Genomic DNA, 19854 nt, shown 5'->3' with positions numbered 1-19854 from the left:
CCGATGCGGCTCTCCACCCTGAACCTGAAGGACTACCGCAGCTACGCCGACGTCGAGCTGACGCTCCACCCGGGCCCGAACGTCCTGCTGGGGTACAACGGCGTCGGCAAGACGAACATCGCCGAGGCGATCGGGTATCTCTCCACCCTGGGCTCCCATCGCGTCTCCCAGGACGTCCCGCTGGTGCGCCACGGCTGCACACAGGCGGTCATCCGGGCGCAGGCGCATCGGGGCTCCCAGGAAGCCATGCTTGAGGTCGAGATCAATCCCGGCCGCAGCAACCGAGCGCGGATCAATCGCGGTGCGCCGGTCAGGGCCACCGAGGTCCTCGGCATCCTGCGCACAGTGCTCTTCGCCCCGGAGGATCTGGAGCTGATCAAGGGAGCCCCCGCAGTGCGTCGTCGGTTCTTCGATGACCTCGCGGTGCAGCTGCGTCCTGCGCTCGGCCGGGTGCGGCTGGACTATGAGAAAGTCCTGCGGCAGCGCAACGCGCTGCTGAAGTCGATCCGCCATGAAGGGTTCACCCCCACCCACGAGTCCACTCTCGCGGTGTGGGACCATCAGCTCGCTGACGCCGGATCTCGGCTGATCCGTGCCCGGGTGGAGGTCCTGGCCGCTCTGCGACCCCATGTGGCGGAGGCCTACCGCCAGCTCTCGGGCAGTGTGCGGACGGCATGGCTGCGCTATGAGTCGTCGCTGGTCGCACCGGAGGCGGGCTCCGAGATCTCGCCGCTCGAGACGGCTGACCGGACGCAGCTCGTGGACCTGTTGCGCGACGGTCTCGAAGGTGCCCGCAAGGAGGAGCGGGACCGAGCGCAGACGCTGGTGGGACCGCACCGGGATGACATCGCCTTCACCCTGGACGACGTCCCCGTGAAGGGATTCGCCTCGCACGGAGAGACCTGGTCGTTCGCCTTGTCTCTGCGCCTGGCGGCCTACCGGACGATGGTCGACGACGACCCTGCCGACGGGGCACGCCCGCTGCTGATCCTCGACGACGTCTTCGCAGAGCTCGACGCTCGCCGACGTCGTCGTCTCGCAGAACTGGTGGGGGAGGCGGAGCAGCTCATCGTCACCGCCGCCGTCGACGACGACGTCCCCGAGAGCCTGCTCCAGCACGGCCTGCGGGTCGAGTCGGTGGACCAGATCAGCCAGGTCAGCGAACTGAACACCTCCGCTGTCCCGAGCGGTTCGGACACCCCGGAGCATCCTGACCGGGAGCTCGACGGATGAGCGGCTCAGAGGCCGATCTCGGCGACTCCCCCGAGCTGGAGCCCAGCCCGGACGGGGTCCCGGCCCATGAGATCGAGGACGCCGCATCCCTCATCCTGGCCCGCATGCGCCGGGCGGCTGAGGCGCGCGGTGAGCATCGGATGCGGGGCATGCCGCGAGGCAGCTCGTTGGCGGGCAATCCGCGGGCCCCAGGTGCTCAGATGTCCGGACGCAGTGCCGGAACAGGCCCCGGCGCCAGCCGCCGTGACCCGAGCCTGCTGGGGTCGGTGGTGGACGGACTCATCAGCACCCGGGGATGGTCCTCCCCGGTAGCCGTGGGCTCGGTCATCGCCCGATGGGACCAGCTGGTGGGGCCGCAGGTCGCTGCGCACTGCCGGCCGGAGAAGTTCGAGGACGGGGTGGTCGACGTCGCCTGCGACTCCACCGCCTGGGCCACGAACCTGAAGCTCATGCAGCCGCAGCTGATGGACATGTTCACCCGGGAGCTGGGCCGCGGAATCGTCACGGGTCTGCGCATCCGGGGCCCGCAGGCGCCGAGCTGGAAGAAGGGTCGCTGGTCGGTCCGTGGGCCCGGTCCGCGGGACACCTACGGGTGATCGGATGCTGCGAGCTCGCAGACGCGCTCCTGCCGCGTCGAGGGCCTAAGGGTGGAATGGGGCCTCATCGACGGCCCCGCCAGAGCGTCCCAGTGGGCCTCTGCGGCCTTCTGGGCAAAGATTCTGCGGTGTCCACCTCAGGGAAATCGGGATCTCGGGCCACGAAGCGGTAGAATGAGGGCCTGACCCGAGTACGAGAGGTTCTCGGGTCAGTCCATGTCATGACCCGGCCGCTCCGCGCGGCCGCACCCCTGGTGATAAAGGAGACGGCAGAGCCCGTGACCTCGGAAGACAACTCCCTCCCGTCCGACGCCGAGCAGCCAGAGCAGCCGGCCCCTGCACCGCCCGGCGGATCCGCAGGATCGCCGTCCAGCCCGGCCGAGTACGGGGCCTCGGACATCACCGTCCTGGAGGGCCTCGAGGCCGTACGGAAACGTCCCGGGATGTACATCGGCTCCACCGGTGAACGTGGCCTGCACCACCTGGTCTACGAGGTGGTGGACAACTCGGTGGACGAGGCCCTGGCCGGCTACTGCACCCACATCGAGGTCACGCTCCAGGACGACGGCGGAGTGCGCGTCACCGATGACGGCCGCGGCATCCCGGTCGACATGCACCCCACCGAGGGACGTCCCACGGTCGAGGTCGTCATGACGGTCCTGCATGCCGGAGGAAAGTTCGGCGGGGGCGGCTATGCGGTCTCCGGGGGGCTGCACGGCGTGGGCATCTCGGTGGTCAACGCGTTGTCGACCCGTGTGGACACCACCGTGCGGCGGCAGGGCCACGAGTGGTCGATCTCCTTCGCCGACGGCGGCAAACCGTCCAAGGAGCTCTCCCAGGGCGCCCCCACGGAGGAGACCGGCACTACGCAGGTCTTCTACCCGGACCCGGAGATCTTCGAGAGCACTGAGTTCGACTTCGAGACGCTGCGCGCGCGCTTCCAGCAGATGGCGTTCCTGAACAAGGGACTGCGCATCACGCTTTCCGACGAGCGTCATATCGCGGCGAATCAGGTCGTCGTCGATGAGATCGTCGAGGGGGAAGGCTCAGCGTCCGAGGGTGCCGAGGCCACTCCGGCGGAGCCCGGGGAGGGCGCCGAAGCGGTGGCCGAGACCCAGGCGGGCCGCGTCGTCGTCTACCAGTACGACCATGGCCTGCTGGACTATGTGAACCACCTGAACTCGGCGAAGAAGGCGGAGAACGTCCACGAGGACGTCATCGCCTTCGAAGCCGACGACGACGCCCGCGGCATCACCGCGGAGCTGGCGATGCAGTGGACCATGACGTACTCGGAGTCGGTCCACACCTATGCGAACACGATCAACACCCACGAGGGCGGCACCCACGAAGAGGGCTTCCGCGCGGCGATGACGAGCCTGATCAACCGCTATGCGCGGGAGAAGCAGATCCTGCGCGAGAAGGATGACAACCTCACCGGCGAGGACATCCGCGAGGGTCTGACTGCGGTGATCTCCGTGAAGCTCTCGGAGCCGCAGTTCGAAGGGCAGACCAAGACCAAGCTCGGCAACACGGAGGCACGCGCGTTCGTCCACAAGGTGGTCAACGAGCACCTGGGAGACTGGCTGGAGCGGAATCCCGGCCCGGCCCGGGACATCGTGCGCAAGGCGCAGTCCGCGGCACAGGCGCGCATGGCCGCTCGTAAGGCCAGGGAGAACGCCCGCCGGAAGTCTCCGTTGGAGACCCTCGGCATGCCGGGCAAGCTGTCCGACTGCTCGTCGAAGGATCCCTCGCGCTGCGAGATCTACCTGGTGGAGGGCGACTCCGCGGGTGGGTCGGCCAAGCGGGGCCGGGACCCGGAGACGCAGGCGATCCTGCCGCTGCGCGGCAAGATCCTTAACGTGGAGCGGGCCCGCCTGGACAAGGCCCTGGGCAACCAGGAGATCCAGTCGATGATCACCGCTTTCGGCACCGGCATCGGCGAGGACTTCGACATCGCGAAGCTGCGGTACCACAAGATCGTGCTGATGGCCGACGCCGACGTCGACGGCCAGCACATCACCACCCTCATGCTGACCCTGCTGTTCCGCTACATGCGGCCTCTGATCGAGCACGGCCATGTGTTCCTGGCGCAGCCGCCGCTGTACCGGCTGAAGTGGTCCAATGCTCCGCATGACTACGTGTTCACCGACGCGGAGCGTGATCACGCCCTGCAGGAGGGCCTGGCCGCGGGGCGCAAGCTGCCCAAGGAGCTGGGTATCCAGCGGTACAAAGGTCTGGGCGAGATGGACTACGGGGAGCTGTGGGACACCACGATGGACCCGCAGAACCGCACGCTGCTGCAGGTGTCCATGGAGGACGCCGCCGCCGCTGACGAGATCTTCTCGATCCTCATGGGAGAGGACGTGGAGTCCCGCCGCGGCTTCATCCAGCAGAACGCCAAGGACGTCCGCTTCCTCGACATCTGATCGTCTGATCGTCACCTTCCCAAGGGAGAGCACCACACGTGAGCGACACCACCGAGAACCCTGAGCAGCCGCAGCCCGAGGAGGGCGTCGAGGGGGCCGTGCTGACCGACCGGATCCGCCCCGTGGATCTGCAGACGGAGATGAAGCGGTCGTACCTGGACTACGCGATGGCCGTGATCGTCGGCCGTGCGCTGCCGGACGTCCGCGACGGCCTGAAGCCGGTGCACCGTCGGGTCCTCTACGCGATGTACGACGGCGGCTACCGACCGGAGCGCTCCTTCAACAAGTGCGCCCGTGTGGTCGGCGACGTGATGGGCAACTACCACCCGCACGGCGACTCGGCCATCTACGACGCCTTGGCGCGCCTGATCCAGGACTGGGTGATGCGTTACCCGCTGGCCTCCGGTCAGGGGAACTTCGGCAACCCGGGCAATGACGGCCCCGCCGCTCCGCGATACACCGAGACCAAGATGGCCCAGCTGGCCATGGAGATGGTCCGGGACATCAACGAGAACACCGTCGACTTCCAGGACAACTACGACGGCAAGCAGCAGGAACCGGTGGTCCTGCCCTCGCGCTTCCCGAACCTGCTGGTCAACGGATCGTCGGGCATCGCCGTCGGCATGGCCACCAACATCCCTCCGCACAACCTGCGGGAGGTCGCCGACGGCGTCAAGTGGTACCTGCAAAACCCCCAGGCGTCCCGAGAGGAGCTGTTGGAGGCTCTCCTGCAGCGGATCAAGGGCCCGGACTTCCCCACCGGGGCGCAGATCCTGGGCACGCGAGGCATCGAGGACACGTATCGGACCGGCCGCGGCTCGATCACGATGCGTGCGGTGGTCAACGTCGAGGAGATCCAAGGCCGGACGTGCCTGGTGGTCACCGAGCTGCCCTACCATGCCAACCCGGACAACCTCGCGATCAAGATCGCCCAGCTGGTCAAGGACGGCAAGGTCAGCGGCATCGCCGACCTGCGGGACGAGTCCTCCGGCCGCACCGGTCAGCGACTGGTGATCGTGCTCAAGCGTGACGCCGTCGCGAAGGTGGTGCTGAACAACCTCTACAAGCATACCCAGCTGCAGGAGAACTTCTCGGCGAACATGCTCGCCCTGGTGGACGGCGTGCCCCGCACCCTGAGCCTGGACGCCTTCGTGCACCACTGGGTGACCCACCAGATCGACGTCATCGTGCGCCGCACCCAGTTCCGTCTGGCCAAGGCCGAACGGGAGGCGCACATCAAGGTGGGTCTGCTCAAGGCGCTGGACGACCTGGACCGCGTCATCTCGACGATCCGCGAGTCCTCCACCGTCGAGGTGGCCCGCCAGAACCTGAAGGCTCTGCTGGACATCGATGATGAGCAGGCTCAGGCGATCCTGGACATGCAGCTGCGCAAGCTGGCCGCCCTGGAACGTCAGCGGCTCCAGGAGGAGTACGACGAACTGATGCGCCAGATCGCCGAGTTCCAGGCGATCCTGGCCTCGGAGGTGCGTCAGCGCGAGATCATCGGCGAAGAGCTGGACGGCATCGTCGAGAAGCACGGCGATGATCGACGCACCCACATCGTGCGTGGCTATGACGGCGACATGTCGATGGAGGACCTGATCCCGGAGGAGGACGTGGTCGTCTCCATCACGCGCGACGGTTACGTCAAGCGCACCCGCATCGACAATTACCGCGCACAGAACCGGGGCGGCAAGGGAGTGCGCGGTGCACAGCTCCGAGCAGACGACGTCGTCGAGCATTTCTTCGTCACCACCACGCACCACTGGATCCTGTTCTTCACGAATCTGGGGCGGGTCTATCGGACCAAGTGCTACGACCTCATGGAGGCCGGGCGGGATTCGAAGGGTCAGCATGTGGCCAACATCGTCGCCTTCCAGCCGGATGAGACGATCGCCGGGGTCCTGCCGCTGAAGTCCTACGAGGACGCGCCCTATCTGGTGCTCGCCACCCGCAACGGCCTGGTGAAGAAGACCCCGCTGACGGATTACGACTCTCCGCGGCAGGCGGGTGTCATCGCGATCAACCTGCGCGACGACGACGAACTGGTCTCTGCGAAGCTCGTCTCGGCCGAGGACGATCTCATGCTCGTCTCCCGGCGTGGCCAGTCGCTGCGCTTCACCGCCGCGGATGACGCGCTGCGCCCGATGGGCCGTGCCACCTCGGGTGTGACGGGCATGAAATTCCGGGAGGACGACGAGCTCCTCACCGCGGACGTCGTCACCGAGGACTCCTATGTCTTCGTCGTCACGGAGGCCGGCTACGCGAAGCGTTCACATGTGGACGAGTACCGGGTGCAGGGTCGCGGCGGTCTGGGGATCAAGGTCGGCAAGCTCGTAGAGGACCGTGGGGATCTCGTGGGAGCCATGGTCGTGGAGGACGACGATGAGGTCCTCGTGGTCATGGAGTCCGGGAACGTGGTCCGCTCCGCTGTGGAGGGTGTCCCGTCGAAGGGTCGGGACACCATGGGTGTGATCTTCGCCAAGCCCCGGGGCAAGGACCGGATCATCAAGGTGGCTCGCAGTTCGGGTGCCGCACTGGCGGCCACGGGCGAGGACCAGGCCGCCGAGGAGGAGGGTCCCAGCTCCGCTGAGTCTGGCACGACAGAGACGTCTGAAGCTGACGTCGAGGCGGTGCAGGCTTCCGCCCAGCAGGATGGAGTAGCGTTGGACTCTGACAGCGATGGAGGTCATCAGTGAGCGCGAACACCCCTGAGGGCCGGTCCGGCTCCTCCTCGGCAGGGCAGACCGGCCGCTTCCCGGCGCCGCGTCCCCGTGCCCAGAGCACCGCCGCCGAGGACAGCGGCACCATCACCGCCACCCGTACGGGCTCCGGCTCTGGCAGCGCGCCGGCGCGGCCCAAGGCGGGGCCGGCCCGCCCGCAGGCGGCCCCTCGGCCGTCCTCTGGCGCGGCGGCTCGCCCCCAGGCCCCGCGCGGCGGATCACGGCAACCCGGTCTGGTGCGTCCGACGCCGAAGGCCAAAGTCCGCAAGGCACGCCTGCTGATCTCGAAGGTCGACCCGTGGTCGGTGCTGAAGATGAGCTTCCTGCTGTCGGTGGCGCTGGGCATCATGACGGTGGTCTGCGCGGTGATGCTGTGGTCCGTGATGGATCTGACGGGGATCTTCGACCGAGTCAACGACCTGCTGGCTCAGGTGCTGGGCACCGAGGGTGAGGGCTTCGCCATCGAGCAGATGGTGACCCTGGGCCAGATCGCCTCCTTCGCCACGATCATCGCCGTGATCAACGTGGTGCTGCTGACCGTGCTGGCGATGCTGGCAGCGATCCTCTACAACATCTCTGCCTCCCTGGTGGGTGGCATCGGTGTGACGCTGACGGATGACTGAGGCTCCGATTTGGAACCACTTCTGAAGCTGGTGTAATGTGGAGTGGTCGTCCTGAGGAGGACAGGCTCGTTGAGAGTTCATTCCCTCGGTGACGGCGTTCCAGGGCGTATAGCTCAGGCGGTTAGAGCGCATCGCTGATAACGATGAGGTCCGAGGTTCAAGTCCTCGTACGCCCACTCCTGATCCTGGATCACCGAACGACTCCGGAGCAGCAGGAATGCTCCGAGAGGAGAGTTCTATGCGACGTCTCGCTGTGACGGCCCTGCTCGTGGCCGGCATCCTCGGATATCGTCGATGGAAGCAGGCAGAAGATGGTCGTCAGGTGTGGCGAGAGGCCACGGACTCCCTCTGATCTGCGTTCCTGGTCAGGGTATGCGGTATCGACAACTTCACATCTCGCGGGGGCATGGCGCAATTGGTAGCGCATCTGCTTTGCAAGCAGAGGGTTAGGGGTTCGAGTCCCCTTGCCTCCACCGACAGAGAAGCCCCTGGGCCGGATTTCCGGCCCGGGGGCTTCTCACATCTGTGGGTGCTGGGAGTCGGTCCGTCGTGGCCAGGGCAGCCATTCCGCAGAGTAGTTTCCTGAATCACAGAATATTCACAGGAAGATCACGACCCGCCTGGAGGTCACCGGGAGATGACGGCCCGGGGACATGAATGAGAGCTTTCAGGACTGGTTTCATGGGCGCTTCGGGAGAGTCACGTGACGGGCGGATCGCCGTCTTTCCAGGTCAGAAGCGCTCTAGTTTCGAGGCGCCAACCGCGATGCATGCCTTCGCGGCACAGATGGCACCAACTATAGGCCCCGGTCGTTGGTGCCGGCAACTATCACTGCCCGGTTACGGACAGGCGGCGGTGTGTGTGGCGAGAAGCCTCCAGTGGACGGCTCGTAGAAGCCTTGAGAGAACCTTGACAGAGCCCGAGCGGTTGGATTGGCTGATACGGGGACATGGCCCAACCGCGCGCCGGTGACCAGGTCTCTCGCCAACCACCTGATTGGAGAGGAAGGCATGCAAGGGGAATCCATGCATCATGCACAAGGGGGGAAACCGCGACCCCCATGGAGAGGCGTTCTGAAACGTGCTCTCGCGGTCGGTGCGGCGTCGACGATCTCGGTCGGTGCTTATGCGCTGCCGGCGGCTGCGGCTGTCGATAATTTTCCAGAGGCTCCGGCTGAGGCTGAGGCCAGTAATGTTGACTCCACGTTGGCTGGTCTGGATCTGGCTGGGGCGGGTCGGACCACGGCGTTCTGGGACGGTGATCCTGGGCCCAATAATGAAGCGCTCAATGTTGACGTGTTCGGCAATGAGCTGATCGGGATCGGCAATATCGAGATCCCGGTGGATCAGATCCTGGACTTCGGTCAGGCCGGGGTTCTGCTCTCGGAGTCGGAGACCACGTCGCCGGTGGATGCTCGAGCGATCTCGGGCATTGCTGGTGGGGATGGGTCTGTCACCTTGGATGGCGATGAGGCTGGCTTCGGTGCTGCGGAGTTGGATCTGCTCTCGCTGTTCAATGCTGCTGGTGTTGATGGGATCACTGATGAGATCGTCTCGGAGGCGACTCTGCTGTTCGGTCTTGGTGGTGCTGAGGTCATCGCTGAGGATGGCGTGTTCCTGGATCAGGATGGTGTCGGTGGGCTGGGCCAGTACCGGGCGGGTGAGGCCAGTGTGCTGCTGACTTCTCCGGCGGTCGAAGAGGCTGCGGCGATGATCTATGACACCATCGGGGAGATCGACTCCACGATGGAGGAGACGGTCAATGATCTGCTGGATCTCAGTGAGATCGTGAACCTGGTCCCGGGTCTGGAGTTCTCGGCTGAGGTGTCCTCGAATATGCAGGAGGAGATCTTCGCGGCGATTCTCGCGGAGCCGATCACCACGAATAATCAGGTGCTCACGGTGGACTTCTCCACCGGTACTGCGCAGCTGCATCTGGATCAGCTGCTCTCTGGTGAGCTGCGTCCTGGTCAGCCCACGGGGATGAATAATCAGAACCCGAACACTGAGCTGATCGATGATGAGATCTATCCGATGATCGCGGAGACTGTCCATGATCTGATGGAAGAGGTCACCAACATCACGGTGGGCGCGATCGAGGGTGCGTTGGCCTCGGTGACCATTGATTATGAGGCCACGGTGGATGCTCCGTTGGTGGGGGCTACGGCGACTGGGTCGATCAATCTGATGGGTGATGTGGTCGATGCTTTCCAGTGTGGAGGCTCGACGGTGACCTGTACCACGTTGGGTGCGATCACTGGTCTGCTGCAGGATGCTGTGGTGCCGGTGCGGGACTTCGTGATTGGTGATGCTGGTCAGGAGATCTTTGATCTGTTGATTCGGGATATCAAGACCGGTGCGATCACGGTGCCGATCCGTGAGGCGTTGGAGCCGTTCATCGAGACGCTGGCCACGGTGGTCTCGGTGCAGCTGAATCACCAGGTCGAGGAGTATTGCGAGACTCCTGAGGGTGAGCAGCGGCTGTCTTCGTTGGAGGTCTCGGCGTTGAGCATCGGCCTGTTCGAGGGTGATGGTGCTCGGTTGAACTTCGGTAATGCGGGTGCTCGTATTGATGCCTGTGGTGCTTTTGATGAGTTGGAGCTGGGTCTGGTGGTGGATCCTGATTCGGTGCCTGCTGGTGAGTCCACGCAGGTCACGGGTGAGGGGTTCACTCCGGATGCTTCCGCGACGGTGCAGTTGGTTGATCCGGAGGGCAACCCGGTGGGGGAGCCGGTGCCGGCTGAGACTGATGAGGCTGGTGGCTTCACGGTGGAGCTGCCGACTCCGGAGGATGCGGAGCCTGGTGAGTACTCGGTGGTGGCTGTTGATGACACCACGGGTCAGGAGATCTCTGAAGGGTTGAGCATCACGGATCCGGACGATGACGGTGTGATTGATCCGTCGTTGGTGGTCGACCCGGACTCGGTTCCTGCTGGTGAGTCCACCACGGTGACTGGTGAGGGGTATACCCCGGATTCCACGGTCACGGTGGAGTTGCGTGACCAGGACGGTGACCCGGTGGGTGATCCGGTGGAGGATGTGCCGACCTCTGAGGACGGGACGTTCGAGGTGAGTCTGCCGACTCCGGAGGATGCGGAGCCTGGTGAGTACACGGTTGCTGGTGTGGATGACACCACCGGGGAGGAGGCCACTGCGCCTTTGAGCATCACCGACCCGGGCGATGAGGACCCGGTCATTGACCCGGCCCTGACGGTCGACCCGGACTCGGTTCCTGCTGGTGAGTCCACCACGGTGACTGGTGAGGGGTATACCCCGGATTCCACGGTCACGGTGGAGTTGCGTGACCAGGACGGTGACCCGGTGGGTGATCCGGTGGAGGATGTGCCGACCTCTGAGGACGGGACGTTCGAGGTGAGTCTGCCGACTCCGGAGGATGCGGAGCCTGGTGAGTACACGGTTGCTGGTGTGGATGACACCACCGGGGAGGAGGCCACTGCGCCTTTGAGCATCACGGATCCGGATGATGGTGAGGACCCGGTGTTCGATCCGTCGGTGACTCTGGATCCGGACACTGTTGCTCCGGGTGAGGACACCACGATCACGGGTGAGGGCTTCGTGCCTGATTCCACGGTCACGGTGGAGGTCACTGATCAGGAGGGCAACCCGATCGCCACGATCGAGGATGTTCCTACTGATGAGGATGGTTCCTTCTCGATCACTTGGACGGTGCCTGAGGACACTGAGCCGGGCATTCTGCCGATCACGGTCACTGATGATGAGGACCCCGAGGTCACGGCCACGGAGCATCTCACGGTCACTGATGAGGATGGGGTCGTGCAGCCGGGCATCATCGTGGACCCGGATGAGGTTCCTGCGGGTGAGCCGACCACGGTCACGGGTCAGGGGTATACCCCGGATTCCACGGCCACGGTGCAGCTGCGTGATGCTGAGGGCAACCCGATCGGTGACCCGGTCGAGGATGTGCCGACCTCTGAGGACGGGACGTTCGAGGTGAGCCTGCCGACTCCGGAGGATGCGGAGCCTGGTGACTACACGGTTGCTGGTGTGGATGACACCACCGATGGGGAGGCCACTGCGCCTTTGAGCATCACGGATCCGGATGATGACGGTGTGATTGATCCGTCGTTGGTGGTGGATCCAGATTCGGTTCCTGCTGGTGAGTCCACGCAGGTGACTGGTGAGGGGTATACCCCGGATTCCACGGCCACGGTGCAGCTGCGTGACCAGGACGGTAACCCGGTGGGTGACCCGGTCGAGGATGTGCCGACCTCTGAGGACGGGACGTTCGAGGTGAGTCTGCCGACTCCGGAGGATGCGGAGCCTGGTGACTACACCGTTGCTGGTGTGGATGACACCACCGGTGAGGAGGCCACTGCGCCTTTGAGCATCACCGACCCGGACGACGGCACTGAGGACGGTGTCGAGGACGGTGTCGAGGACGGCGTTGAGGACGGTGTCGAGGACGGCGTTGAGGACGGTGTCGAGGACGGCACTGACGACGGCGTCGAGATCGATCCGTCGGTGACTCTGGATCCGGACACTGTTGCTCCGGGTGAGGACACCACGATCACGGGTGAGGGCTTCGTGCCTGATTCCACGGTCACGGTGGAGGTCACTGATCAGGAGGGCAACCCGATCGCCACGATCGAGGATGTTCCTACTGATGAGGATGGTTCCTTCTCGATCACTTGGACGGTGCCTGAGGACACTGAGCCGGGCATTCTGCCGATCACGGTCACTGATGATGAGGACCCCGAGGTCACGGCCACGGAGCATCTCACGGTCACTGACGAGGATGGGGTCGTGCAGCCGGGCATCATCGTCCACCCGGACGAGGTCGCCCCGGGTGAGGACATCACGGTCGAGGGTCAGGGCTTCACCCCTGGTTCCACGGTCACGGTGGACATCACCGATGCTGACGGCAACGTGATCGACACGATCGAAGGCGTCGACGTCGGAGACGACGGCACCTTCACCGTGGAGTGGACGGTTCCGGAAGGCACCGAGCCTGGTGAGCTGACGGTCACCGCCACCGATGACGAGGACCCGGATGTCACCGCATCCGACACCGTCACCGTCACCGACGAGGACGGCGTCGTCGTCGACCCGACCATCGCAGCCGACCCGACTGTGGTGGCCATCGGCGAGGACCTCACCGTCACCGGTGAAGGCTACGTCCCCGGTTCCACCGTGGTCGTCGACTTCTCGGACGTGGACGGCAACGTCTACGACTCCGTGGAGGGCGTCAGCGTGGGCCAGGACGGCACTTTCACCCTCACCTGGACCGTGACGAGCAACGTTGCCCCCGGCGCGCTGTTCATCTTCGGCACCGACGAGGACGACCCGAGCATCTGGGACGCCACTGCCGTGGCCGTCACGGATGCCGAGGGAGACTCCGAGGACCCGACGGTCTCGGTCGACCCGCAGGCCGTGAACCCGGGCGAGGACATCACCGTCAGCGGTGAGGGCTTCACTCCGGGCACCACGGTCACGGTGGAGATCACCGACGTCGACGGCAACGTCATCGGCACCATCGATGGTGTCGAGGTCGGCGAGGACGGAACCTTCACCATCCTCTGGACGGTCCCGGCGGACACCGTGCCGTGCATCAAGGTGGTCACCGTCACCGACGACAACGACCCGGACATCAGCGCCACGAGCGTGTTCAAGGTCAACGACGTCGCTGACATGATCGTCCTGAGCATCGAGATCGAGCACCCTGTGCTCACTCACGGTGACACGCAGATCGGCTACGCCCACGGCTACGAGCCCGGCACCGAGGTGGAGGGCTTCATGAACTCCACCCCGACCCTGGAGCTCGGCACCGAGGTCGCCGATGAGGACGGCACCGTCACCTTCGTCTGGGACATCCCCGAGGAGGCTGAGCTGGGTACCCACACCTTCTCGGTCACCGCGGAGGACTACCCGGAGCAGTCCATCACCTTCCAGGTGGTGGAGGATGCCGCGGCCGGCAACGGTGAGACCGGGACCGACGACGGCGCTGAGGATGGCGCCGGCGACGGCACGGGCACCGGCACTGCCGACCCGGCTGGTGACGACGGGAAGAAGACCGGACCGGGTGGCAAGCCCGGCTCGGATCTGGCCCGCACCGGTGTTGACGGCGGCATGCTGGCGGCTCTCGCCGCACTCGCCCTGCTGCTGGGCACCGCAGCTGTGGTCTTCGCGAAGCGGAACCACCGCTCCTCGGCTGAGTGATCAGCTGAGACCCTGACGCGGATGGCTGCATCGTCCCTACCCGGGACGGTGCAGCCATCCGCTCATGTGTGCCCAGAGCACGGTGGCGGGCACACTAGGAGCAGATCTTCTGTCCCCGTGTCGAAATCGAGAGGTCGATCCCGAGCCCATGTCTCTCCCTCTTCCCCGTCTCTCTCGCACCCCCCGAGCCATGCTGACCGGTATGGCAGGTGTCCTCGGTGTCACGCTCCTCCTCACCGGCTGCGCGAACACGGGGGAGGAGGAGACCACCCCCACCGCACAGGCCGGTGCCGATGTCGCCGGGGAGCCCGACACCTCCCACCTGGATTGTGCGGAGGGTGCTCTCCCTCTGGGGCAGATCATGTCCTCCGGCTCGGCGTGGTCCATGTGCTTCTCCGTCGACCCCAAACGGGGCATGGTGCTCAGCGACGTCCACTTCGCCCCGGCCGACAGGGGCCCCGTCCGGCTCATCCAGGAGATGACCCTGGCGCAGATGGAGGTCCCCTACGACGACGGCGAACGGCTCACCTCGGACATCACCGAAGCCGGCTTCGGCGGGATGCGGATGCACACCCTCACCGAGGACGAATGCACCGGGGAACGTCTGGGCCTGGAGATCCCCAACATCGGGGACGGGGAGCACGGCAGCACGCCCGAACGGGAGGTGCTGTGCTCTGAGACCCAGGACTCCGGGCTCGCGTACCGGTCCCATGCCGACGGCCAGCTCACCGTCGCCCGCGGCGACGAATGGCGACTCTCGACGATCTCCAAAGTGGGCTGGTACGAGTACATCAGTGAGTACACCTTCGGTTCCGACGGCTCCATCCGTCCGGCGCTGGGCGCCACCGGAGATCTCTCTCCGGTCGACTACACCGATGAGGAGCATGGGTGGCCCATCGGCGACGGCGACGTCGACTACGCGGCCAGCCATTCCCACAATGTGGTCTGGAGGATCCACTGGGGACTCGGAGAAGACGAGGACATGGTGGTCGAACAGTACGACGCCGAGCCCACCGGAGAGATGGGCTCCCAGTCACCCATCGTGGAGGGCTCCCTGACCCGCATCGATGAGCCTTCCCTCCACGAGGGGGACGACCGCCGCTGGTGGCGGGTGATAGCGCCGGACCTCCTCAACGCCAACGATCACCCCGTGTCCTACGAGATCAATCTGGGAGTCTCCGACAGCTTCACCTTCGTGCATGACGAACACCATCACGGGGAGGACGTGGGCTATGACGTCGCCTTCACCAACCACGACGAGTGTCAGGTCTTCGCCACCCGGAACCGGGGCGGCTGCGGGCGATCGGTCCAGGACTACGTCGAGGACGACTCCGGGACCCTCGACGATGTCGTCTCCTGGGTGGCGGTCGGCTACCACCACGTCCCGCGGGACGAGGACCAGTCCCCGATGGAGCTGCACTGGCAGAGCTTCACGATGGGGCCGCGCGACTTCACCTCCACCCGTGCCGACGTCCCGGAGGAGCGCGAGGGGATCGACGGGGTGCCCGAGGACAGTGAGTTCACCCGGGGCCTCGATGAAGACGAGGACGGACGTGACATCGACCTTGATGACCTCGACGATGACCTCCACCTCGAGGAGCAGGACTGAACCGGCTCAGACCTCCACTGTGCCGCGGATGGAGACTTCAGCCTGACCGCCGATCCACAGGTCTCCGGCGTCGTCGCCTGTGACGTGGACTCGTCCCCGCCGCCCCAGCACCGTGCCCTGGGCCGCCACATAGGGCGCGCTGACCCGTTCCGTCTCCGTCAGCCACTGCGCGATCGAGGCGTTGAGGCTTCCGGTGACGGGGTCCTCCGGCAGTGCCAGACCCTCTGAGAAGAAGCCTCGGACCTCCACGTCGGCCTCGCCCCCGGGTCCCCAGGGACCCACGACACCGACCTTGAGGTCCTCCAGCCCGCCCCGTGCGAGGACCGGGCGGAGACTGAGCACGGTCTCTGCGCTGTCCAGCAGCACCGCGATCCACCCAGGTCCGTTGTCCGCCCAAGCCGCGTCCACCATCTGGGCACGCTCGACGCCCAGCACGGCCCGGACCTGCTCGAGCAGTCCCGGCTCCACCGGACCGGTGCGCAGCCGCGGCGGAGCGGCGAACGCGAGCCGATCACCGTCAGGGCGCACCCGGATCAGGCCCGCAGCACACTCCTGGACGATCACGTCGGACCTCTGGGGCGTCCCGCCCATGTCCAGCCAGGCCCGCGCGGTCCCCAGTGTGGGGTGCCCGGCGAAGGGCAGCTCGGTGTCCAGGCTGAAGATCCGCACACGATAGTCCGCCTCCTCGGTGGTGGGCGGCAGAAGGAAGGTGCATTCGGAGAGGTTCGTCCAGGCGGAGATGGCCCGCATGGTCTGCTCGTCCAGGTCCTCCGCGGCGGCGACCACCGCCAACGGGTTCCCCGTGAAGGGGCCGGTGCTGAACACATCGATCTGACGGAAGTCTCGGGTCATGGACTCACCCTATCCCCGGTGGAAGGCCTCCGAACCGAACCCGTGCACAGGTCCTGCACAGGTATCTCCACAGAATCCTCCACAATCCACAGGCTGCTGGGGAAAACTTCCTGAACTGGGGAAACACAGTCATGTAACTTCTCCACACTGTGGATAACGGCTGTGGAGAACCCCCATGCGGGGCGATGGAGGTGAGGGTGTGGAGAGAACACTGCACAGGCTGTGCACCATGGGCCACGCCTCTGACCAGGGGGAATGAGAGGAGAGCCCCGTCACGCCGGGGTGACCAGCGGGATGCCGACGGCGGTGAGCGCGACCAGCACGCCGGCGACGCCGGCCAGGCCGAGTCCCTGCCACAGGCTGCGACGAGGTCCGCGGGGCACACGGGCGATGACCAAGGCGCAGATGACGCCCGTGAGGAGACCGCCCAGGTGGCCCTGCCAGGAGATGTTGGGCACGACGAAGCTGATGACCGCATTGATGCCGATGAGGACCAGCAGACCGCCGGTCTGGGCGCCGGAGGAGCGCAGCAGGATGAACATGGCGCCGAAGAGTCCGAAGACGGCGCCCGAGGCACCGACGGTGGGTGTGGTGGCCGGGGTCAGGAACAGCACCGCCACGGAGCCGCCGAGGGCGGAGAGCAGCAGCAGCAGCCCGTAGCGCCAGGCGCCCACTGCCGGCTCGATGACCCGCCCGAACATCCACAGGGCCACCATGTTGAAGAGGATGTGCATCGCCGAGGAGGGCGAATGCAGCAGGGCGGAGGTCAGCATCCGCCACGGTTCGAAGGCCCAACTGGAGGTGTGCAGCGGGGCGTACCACAGCGCCTGGGTCAGCATGCTGCCGGTCAGCCACTGCAGCAGGTACATCACCACACATACGCCGATCACCCCGTAGGTCACCAGCGGGGCCCGGTCGGGGCGCGCGACGGCGCCGAAGCGGGTCCGCGGTGAAGGCCGGGCCGCACGAGCCTGCGCGACGCAGTCGGTGCAGTGGAACCCGACCGGTGCCTGGTGGAGGCACTGGGGGCAGGCCGGACGATCGCAGCGCTGGCAGTGCAGACGGGTGGGCTGGCCTGGGTGGCGTGGGCACACCGGGGCGGGTCGGGCCGCCCCGGTGTGCGGGTGCTCAGCTGACACGGGCGGAGGTCAGACCTTCTCGATCGCGATGGTCTCGACGACGACGTCCTGCTTCGGACGGTCACGCATGTCGGTGGCGACCTTGTTCAGCTCGTCCACGACCTTCTGGGAGTCCTCGTCCGCCACCTCGCCGAAGATGGTGTGCTTGCCCTGCAGCCAGGTGGTGGGCACCGAGGTGATGAAGAACTGGGAGCCGTTGGTGCCGGGGCCGGCGTTGGCCATGGCCAGCTTGTAGGGGGAGGTGAAGTCCAGCTCCGGGTGGATCTCGTCCTCGAACTGGTAGCCGGGGCCTCCCACGCCGAGACCGAGCGGGTCTCCTCCCTGGATCATGAAGTCTGCGATGATGCGGTGGAAGACGGTGCCGTCATACAGCGGAGTGCCGACCTTCTCCTCACCGGTCTCCGGGTGCTTCCACGTGATCTCACCGGTGGCGAGCCCCACGAAGTTCTCCACGGTCTTCGGGGCGTGGTGGCCGTAGAGGTCCACACGGATCTCACCGGCGTTGGTGCGGATGGTTGCCTTATGCGTTGCGATAGCGCTCATGGGCGCCATTGTCTCACCCGAGGCTGACAGGCCGCCCGCCGGCGACGTCGTGCGACGTCCGCCGACGCATCAGCTCACCTCATAGCAGGACAGGGGCTGAAGGTCGTAAGCTGAGGGCAGCACACCGATCCTGATTCGGAGGACATGCATGTTCGGTAAGAAGAAGAAACCGAGCCACACCTGGGAGCACAAGGTGCTCGCCGGCGTCGAGACGGCACGCGACTGGTCTGCCCCGAAGCTGGGCGCCGCCGCGGACTGGGCCGAGACCACGTACCGGAAGAACGCTCCGAAGGTTCAGGATGCCTCGGCGCGCGCTCTCCGGTCGGTGGAGGCCAACGCCGCAGTGGCCGCAGATCGGGCCCGGGGGCTCGCCTCGAAGGCCTCGGTGGGTCTCGAGTCTCAGTACGACAAGCTTCCCCCGCAGGCGAAGGCCGAGGTGGACAAGGTCTACGCCAAGTACTCGGATGCCAAGCGTCAGCTCTCCGAGGACTACGTCCCGGCGGCCTCGGCCAAGCTGGGCGGCTATGCGGACCGTACGGCGAAGCTGATCCACAAGGCGGAGGTGGACCCGCGCGTCGAGAAGGCGCTGGTGAAGGCCACCGGAGACAAGAAGGTCGTCAAGAAGCTGCGGAAGACCTCCGAGAAGTACGCCAAGCAGACGGCCAAGGCGCTGAAGAAGCAGCAGAAGTCGAAGAGCCGCCGCAAGGGCCTCCTGGTCTTCGGGCTCGTTGCCGCCGGTGTCACCGCCGGCGTGGCCGCGTGGCGTGCCTCGCAGCCGGTGGAGGACCCGTGGAAGAAGCCGGAGCCGATCTCCGGCGGCACCCCGGCGTCCTCGTCGAAGCCGGCCCATCAGGCGGAGACGAACGCCGACGCGACGCCGCAGGCCTCTGCCTCGGCCGCACCCTCGGCCAAGCCATCACCGGCCGATGCCTCGACGTCCGGAGCCAAGCCGGCCCAGCCGGCGGAGAGCGTCACCAAGGACGGAGAGAAGGGCGCTTCGACGTCCGGCGACGTGCCGCAGCCGAAGCCGGCCACCTGAGCCGCTCGCTGAGAGGTTCAGACAGAGGAGGGCCCTCCGATCCTACGATCGGAGGGCCCTCCTCTGTCTGCGGGCTCCGCTGCGCGGGCTGTCAGCGCCAGCGCATCGTCATCAGGAACCCGACCATGGCGATGCCGAAGCCGATGATGACGTTCCAACCCCCAGCGGCGGCGATGGGCGCCAGACCCTGGCTGATGTACCAGACGATGAGCCACAGCAGCCCCAGGATCATCAGTCCGATCATGGTGGCCCGGTACCACAGGGGAAGGGTCTCGTCCTTCAGGTCCTCGAGGTCCTCGGCGAAGGGATCCGAGTCGTCCAGCGGGGAGCTGGATGCGACGGCGTCGGCGGGGCCGCCGCGGTTCTTCCTGCTGCGCTTGCCGCTCTTCTTGCGGTTCTTCGACTCTGGCACGGTGAGATGATCCTTCCGGGGGCGCGCTCGTCGCGTGGAGCCGCGACACCCTGGTCGACTTCGGTATCCTGACTCTGTCCCCCACCGGTGTGGGGGACATGTGGTCTGCGCGTCATTCTATCGGGTCTGCGGGCTCCACGACGGGCCCGGCCCTTCCCGCTCGACAGGAGAGGACAGCACGTCCATGCCGACTCACCCTCTGCCGCCGTCCCGGCCGCGTCATGCACGGCGGTCCGCGGCCGCGGCTCCGGTGCGCCGATCCGTCGGCTCACGGATCCTCGGGGGTGTGGGGGAACTGTTCATCACCCTCGGCGTGCTCGGGATCCTCTTCCTGGTCTGGGAGCTGTGGTGGACCGGCCTGGAGGCGGATCGGGAGCGCAACGAGGCCACCCAGGAGCTGTTCTCCAACATCGAGGCGCTGGAGAACCCGGGCGACAGCAACGGCGACGGCAACGGTGACGG

Annotated in this window: 13 protein-coding genes, 2 tRNA genes and 1 pseudogene; 12 read left to right on the top strand and 4 right to left on the bottom strand. The window is 66.1% G+C overall.

All coding sequences use genetic code 11. The features are described 5' to 3' along the window. Nucleotides 1–3 precede the first annotated feature (3 nt). The 10 genes from recF to ABD658_RS04410 all read left to right on the top strand — a co-directional run bounded on the left by recF (nt 4) and on the right by ABD658_RS04410 (nt 15407). Entirely contained in the window at nt 4–1233 is a 1230-nt protein-coding gene (gene recF, locus ABD658_RS04455; protein WP_344684500.1) for a DNA replication/repair protein RecF, read from the top strand. Then, nucleotides 1230–1829, top strand: a complete 600-nt coding sequence (locus tag ABD658_RS04450; RefSeq protein ID WP_344684498.1) for a DciA family protein — start codon at nt 1230–1232, stop codon at nt 1827–1829. The genes recF and ABD658_RS04450 overlap by 4 nt, the downstream gene beginning before the upstream one ends. Nucleotides 1830–2050: 221 nt before the next feature. Continuing rightward, nucleotides 2051–4255: a DNA topoisomerase (ATP-hydrolyzing) subunit B gene (gene gyrB / locus ABD658_RS04445; protein WP_344684495.1), complete on the top strand. Its 2205-nt coding sequence runs from the start codon at nt 2051–2053 to the stop codon at nt 4253–4255. A gap of 38 nt (nt 4256–4293) precedes the next feature. Beyond that, entirely contained in the window at nt 4294–6954 is a 2661-nt protein-coding gene (gyrA, locus tag ABD658_RS04440) for a DNA gyrase subunit A (RefSeq protein WP_070162324.1), read from the top strand. After that, on the top strand, nt 6951–7601 hold the full coding sequence (locus ABD658_RS04435) for a DUF3566 domain-containing protein (RefSeq protein WP_311025564.1): 651 nt from the start codon (nt 6951–6953) through the stop codon (nt 7599–7601). The genes gyrA and ABD658_RS04435 overlap by 4 nt, the downstream gene beginning before the upstream one ends. 102 nt (nt 7602–7703) lie before the next feature. Beyond that, nucleotides 7704–7777, top strand: a tRNA-Ile gene (locus ABD658_RS04430). A gap of 62 nt (nt 7778–7839) precedes the next feature. After that, entirely contained in the window at nt 7840–7953 is a 114-nt protein-coding gene (locus ABD658_RS04425) for a DLW-39 family protein (protein WP_237090258.1), read from the top strand. Nucleotides 7954–8001: 48 nt separating this feature from the next. After that, nucleotides 8002–8074, top strand: a tRNA-Ala gene (locus ABD658_RS04420). 732 nt (nt 8075–8806) lie between these two features. Then, a complete protein-coding gene (locus ABD658_RS04415; protein ID WP_344743960.1) occupies nt 8807–13798 on the top strand; it encodes a hypothetical protein in 4992 nt (1663 codons plus the stop codon). Between the two features lie 202 nt (nt 13799–14000). Then, the gene (locus ABD658_RS04410; protein WP_344683905.1) at nt 14001–15407 is read left to right on the top strand and encodes a copper amine oxidase; all 1407 of its coding nucleotides are present in this window, start codon (nt 14001–14003) and stop codon (nt 15405–15407) included. 6 nt (nt 15408–15413) lie between these two features. Here the strand turns inward: ABD658_RS04410 and ABD658_RS04405 are convergent, their stop codons facing one another. From ABD658_RS04405 to ABD658_RS04395, 3 genes are all read right to left on the bottom strand, one after another. After that, nucleotides 15414–16259 carry a PhzF family phenazine biosynthesis protein gene (locus ABD658_RS04405; RefSeq protein WP_344683907.1) on the bottom strand — a complete coding sequence of 282 codons (846 nt, stop codon included), beginning with the start codon at nt 16257–16259 and terminating at the stop codon, nt 15414–15416. A 272-nt stretch (nt 16260–16531) separates the two neighbouring features. Then, nucleotides 16532–17398 (bottom strand): rhomboid family intramembrane serine protease, encoded by an 867-nt coding sequence (locus ABD658_RS04400; protein ID WP_344683909.1) that lies wholly within the window; start codon nt 17396–17398, stop codon nt 16532–16534. Nucleotides 17399–17407: 9 nt separating this feature from the next. Then, on the bottom strand, nt 17408–17941 hold the full coding sequence (locus tag ABD658_RS04395) for a peptidylprolyl isomerase (protein WP_070161152.1): 534 nt from the start codon (nt 17939–17941) through the stop codon (nt 17408–17410). Between the two features lie 148 nt (nt 17942–18089). Here ABD658_RS04395 and ABD658_RS04390 point away from each other — a divergent pair, with 148 nt between their 5' ends. Further along, the gene (locus ABD658_RS04390) at nt 18090–18980 is read left to right on the top strand and encodes a hypothetical protein (RefSeq protein ID WP_344683911.1); all 891 of its coding nucleotides are present in this window, start codon (nt 18090–18092) and stop codon (nt 18978–18980) included. Nucleotides 18981–19071: 91 nt separating this feature from the next. Here ABD658_RS04390 and ABD658_RS04385 read toward each other — a convergent pair whose 3' ends face one another. Next, entirely contained in the window at nt 19072–19392 is a 321-nt protein-coding gene (locus ABD658_RS04385; protein ID WP_070161149.1) for a cell division protein CrgA, read from the bottom strand. A gap of 184 nt (nt 19393–19576) precedes the next feature. Here ABD658_RS04385 and ABD658_RS04380 point away from each other — a divergent pair. Then, nucleotides 19577–19854 (top strand): annotated as a pseudogene (locus tag ABD658_RS04380) (hypothetical protein); the annotation flags it as partial.

The sequence above is a fragment of the Nesterenkonia aethiopica genome (assembly GCF_039534665.1).
Classification (GTDB): domain Bacteria; phylum Actinomycetota; class Actinomycetes; order Actinomycetales; family Micrococcaceae; genus Nesterenkonia; species Nesterenkonia aethiopica.
The sequence above is the reverse complement of the archived record's forward strand: the minus strand, read 5'-3'. Positions and strand labels throughout refer to the sequence as shown.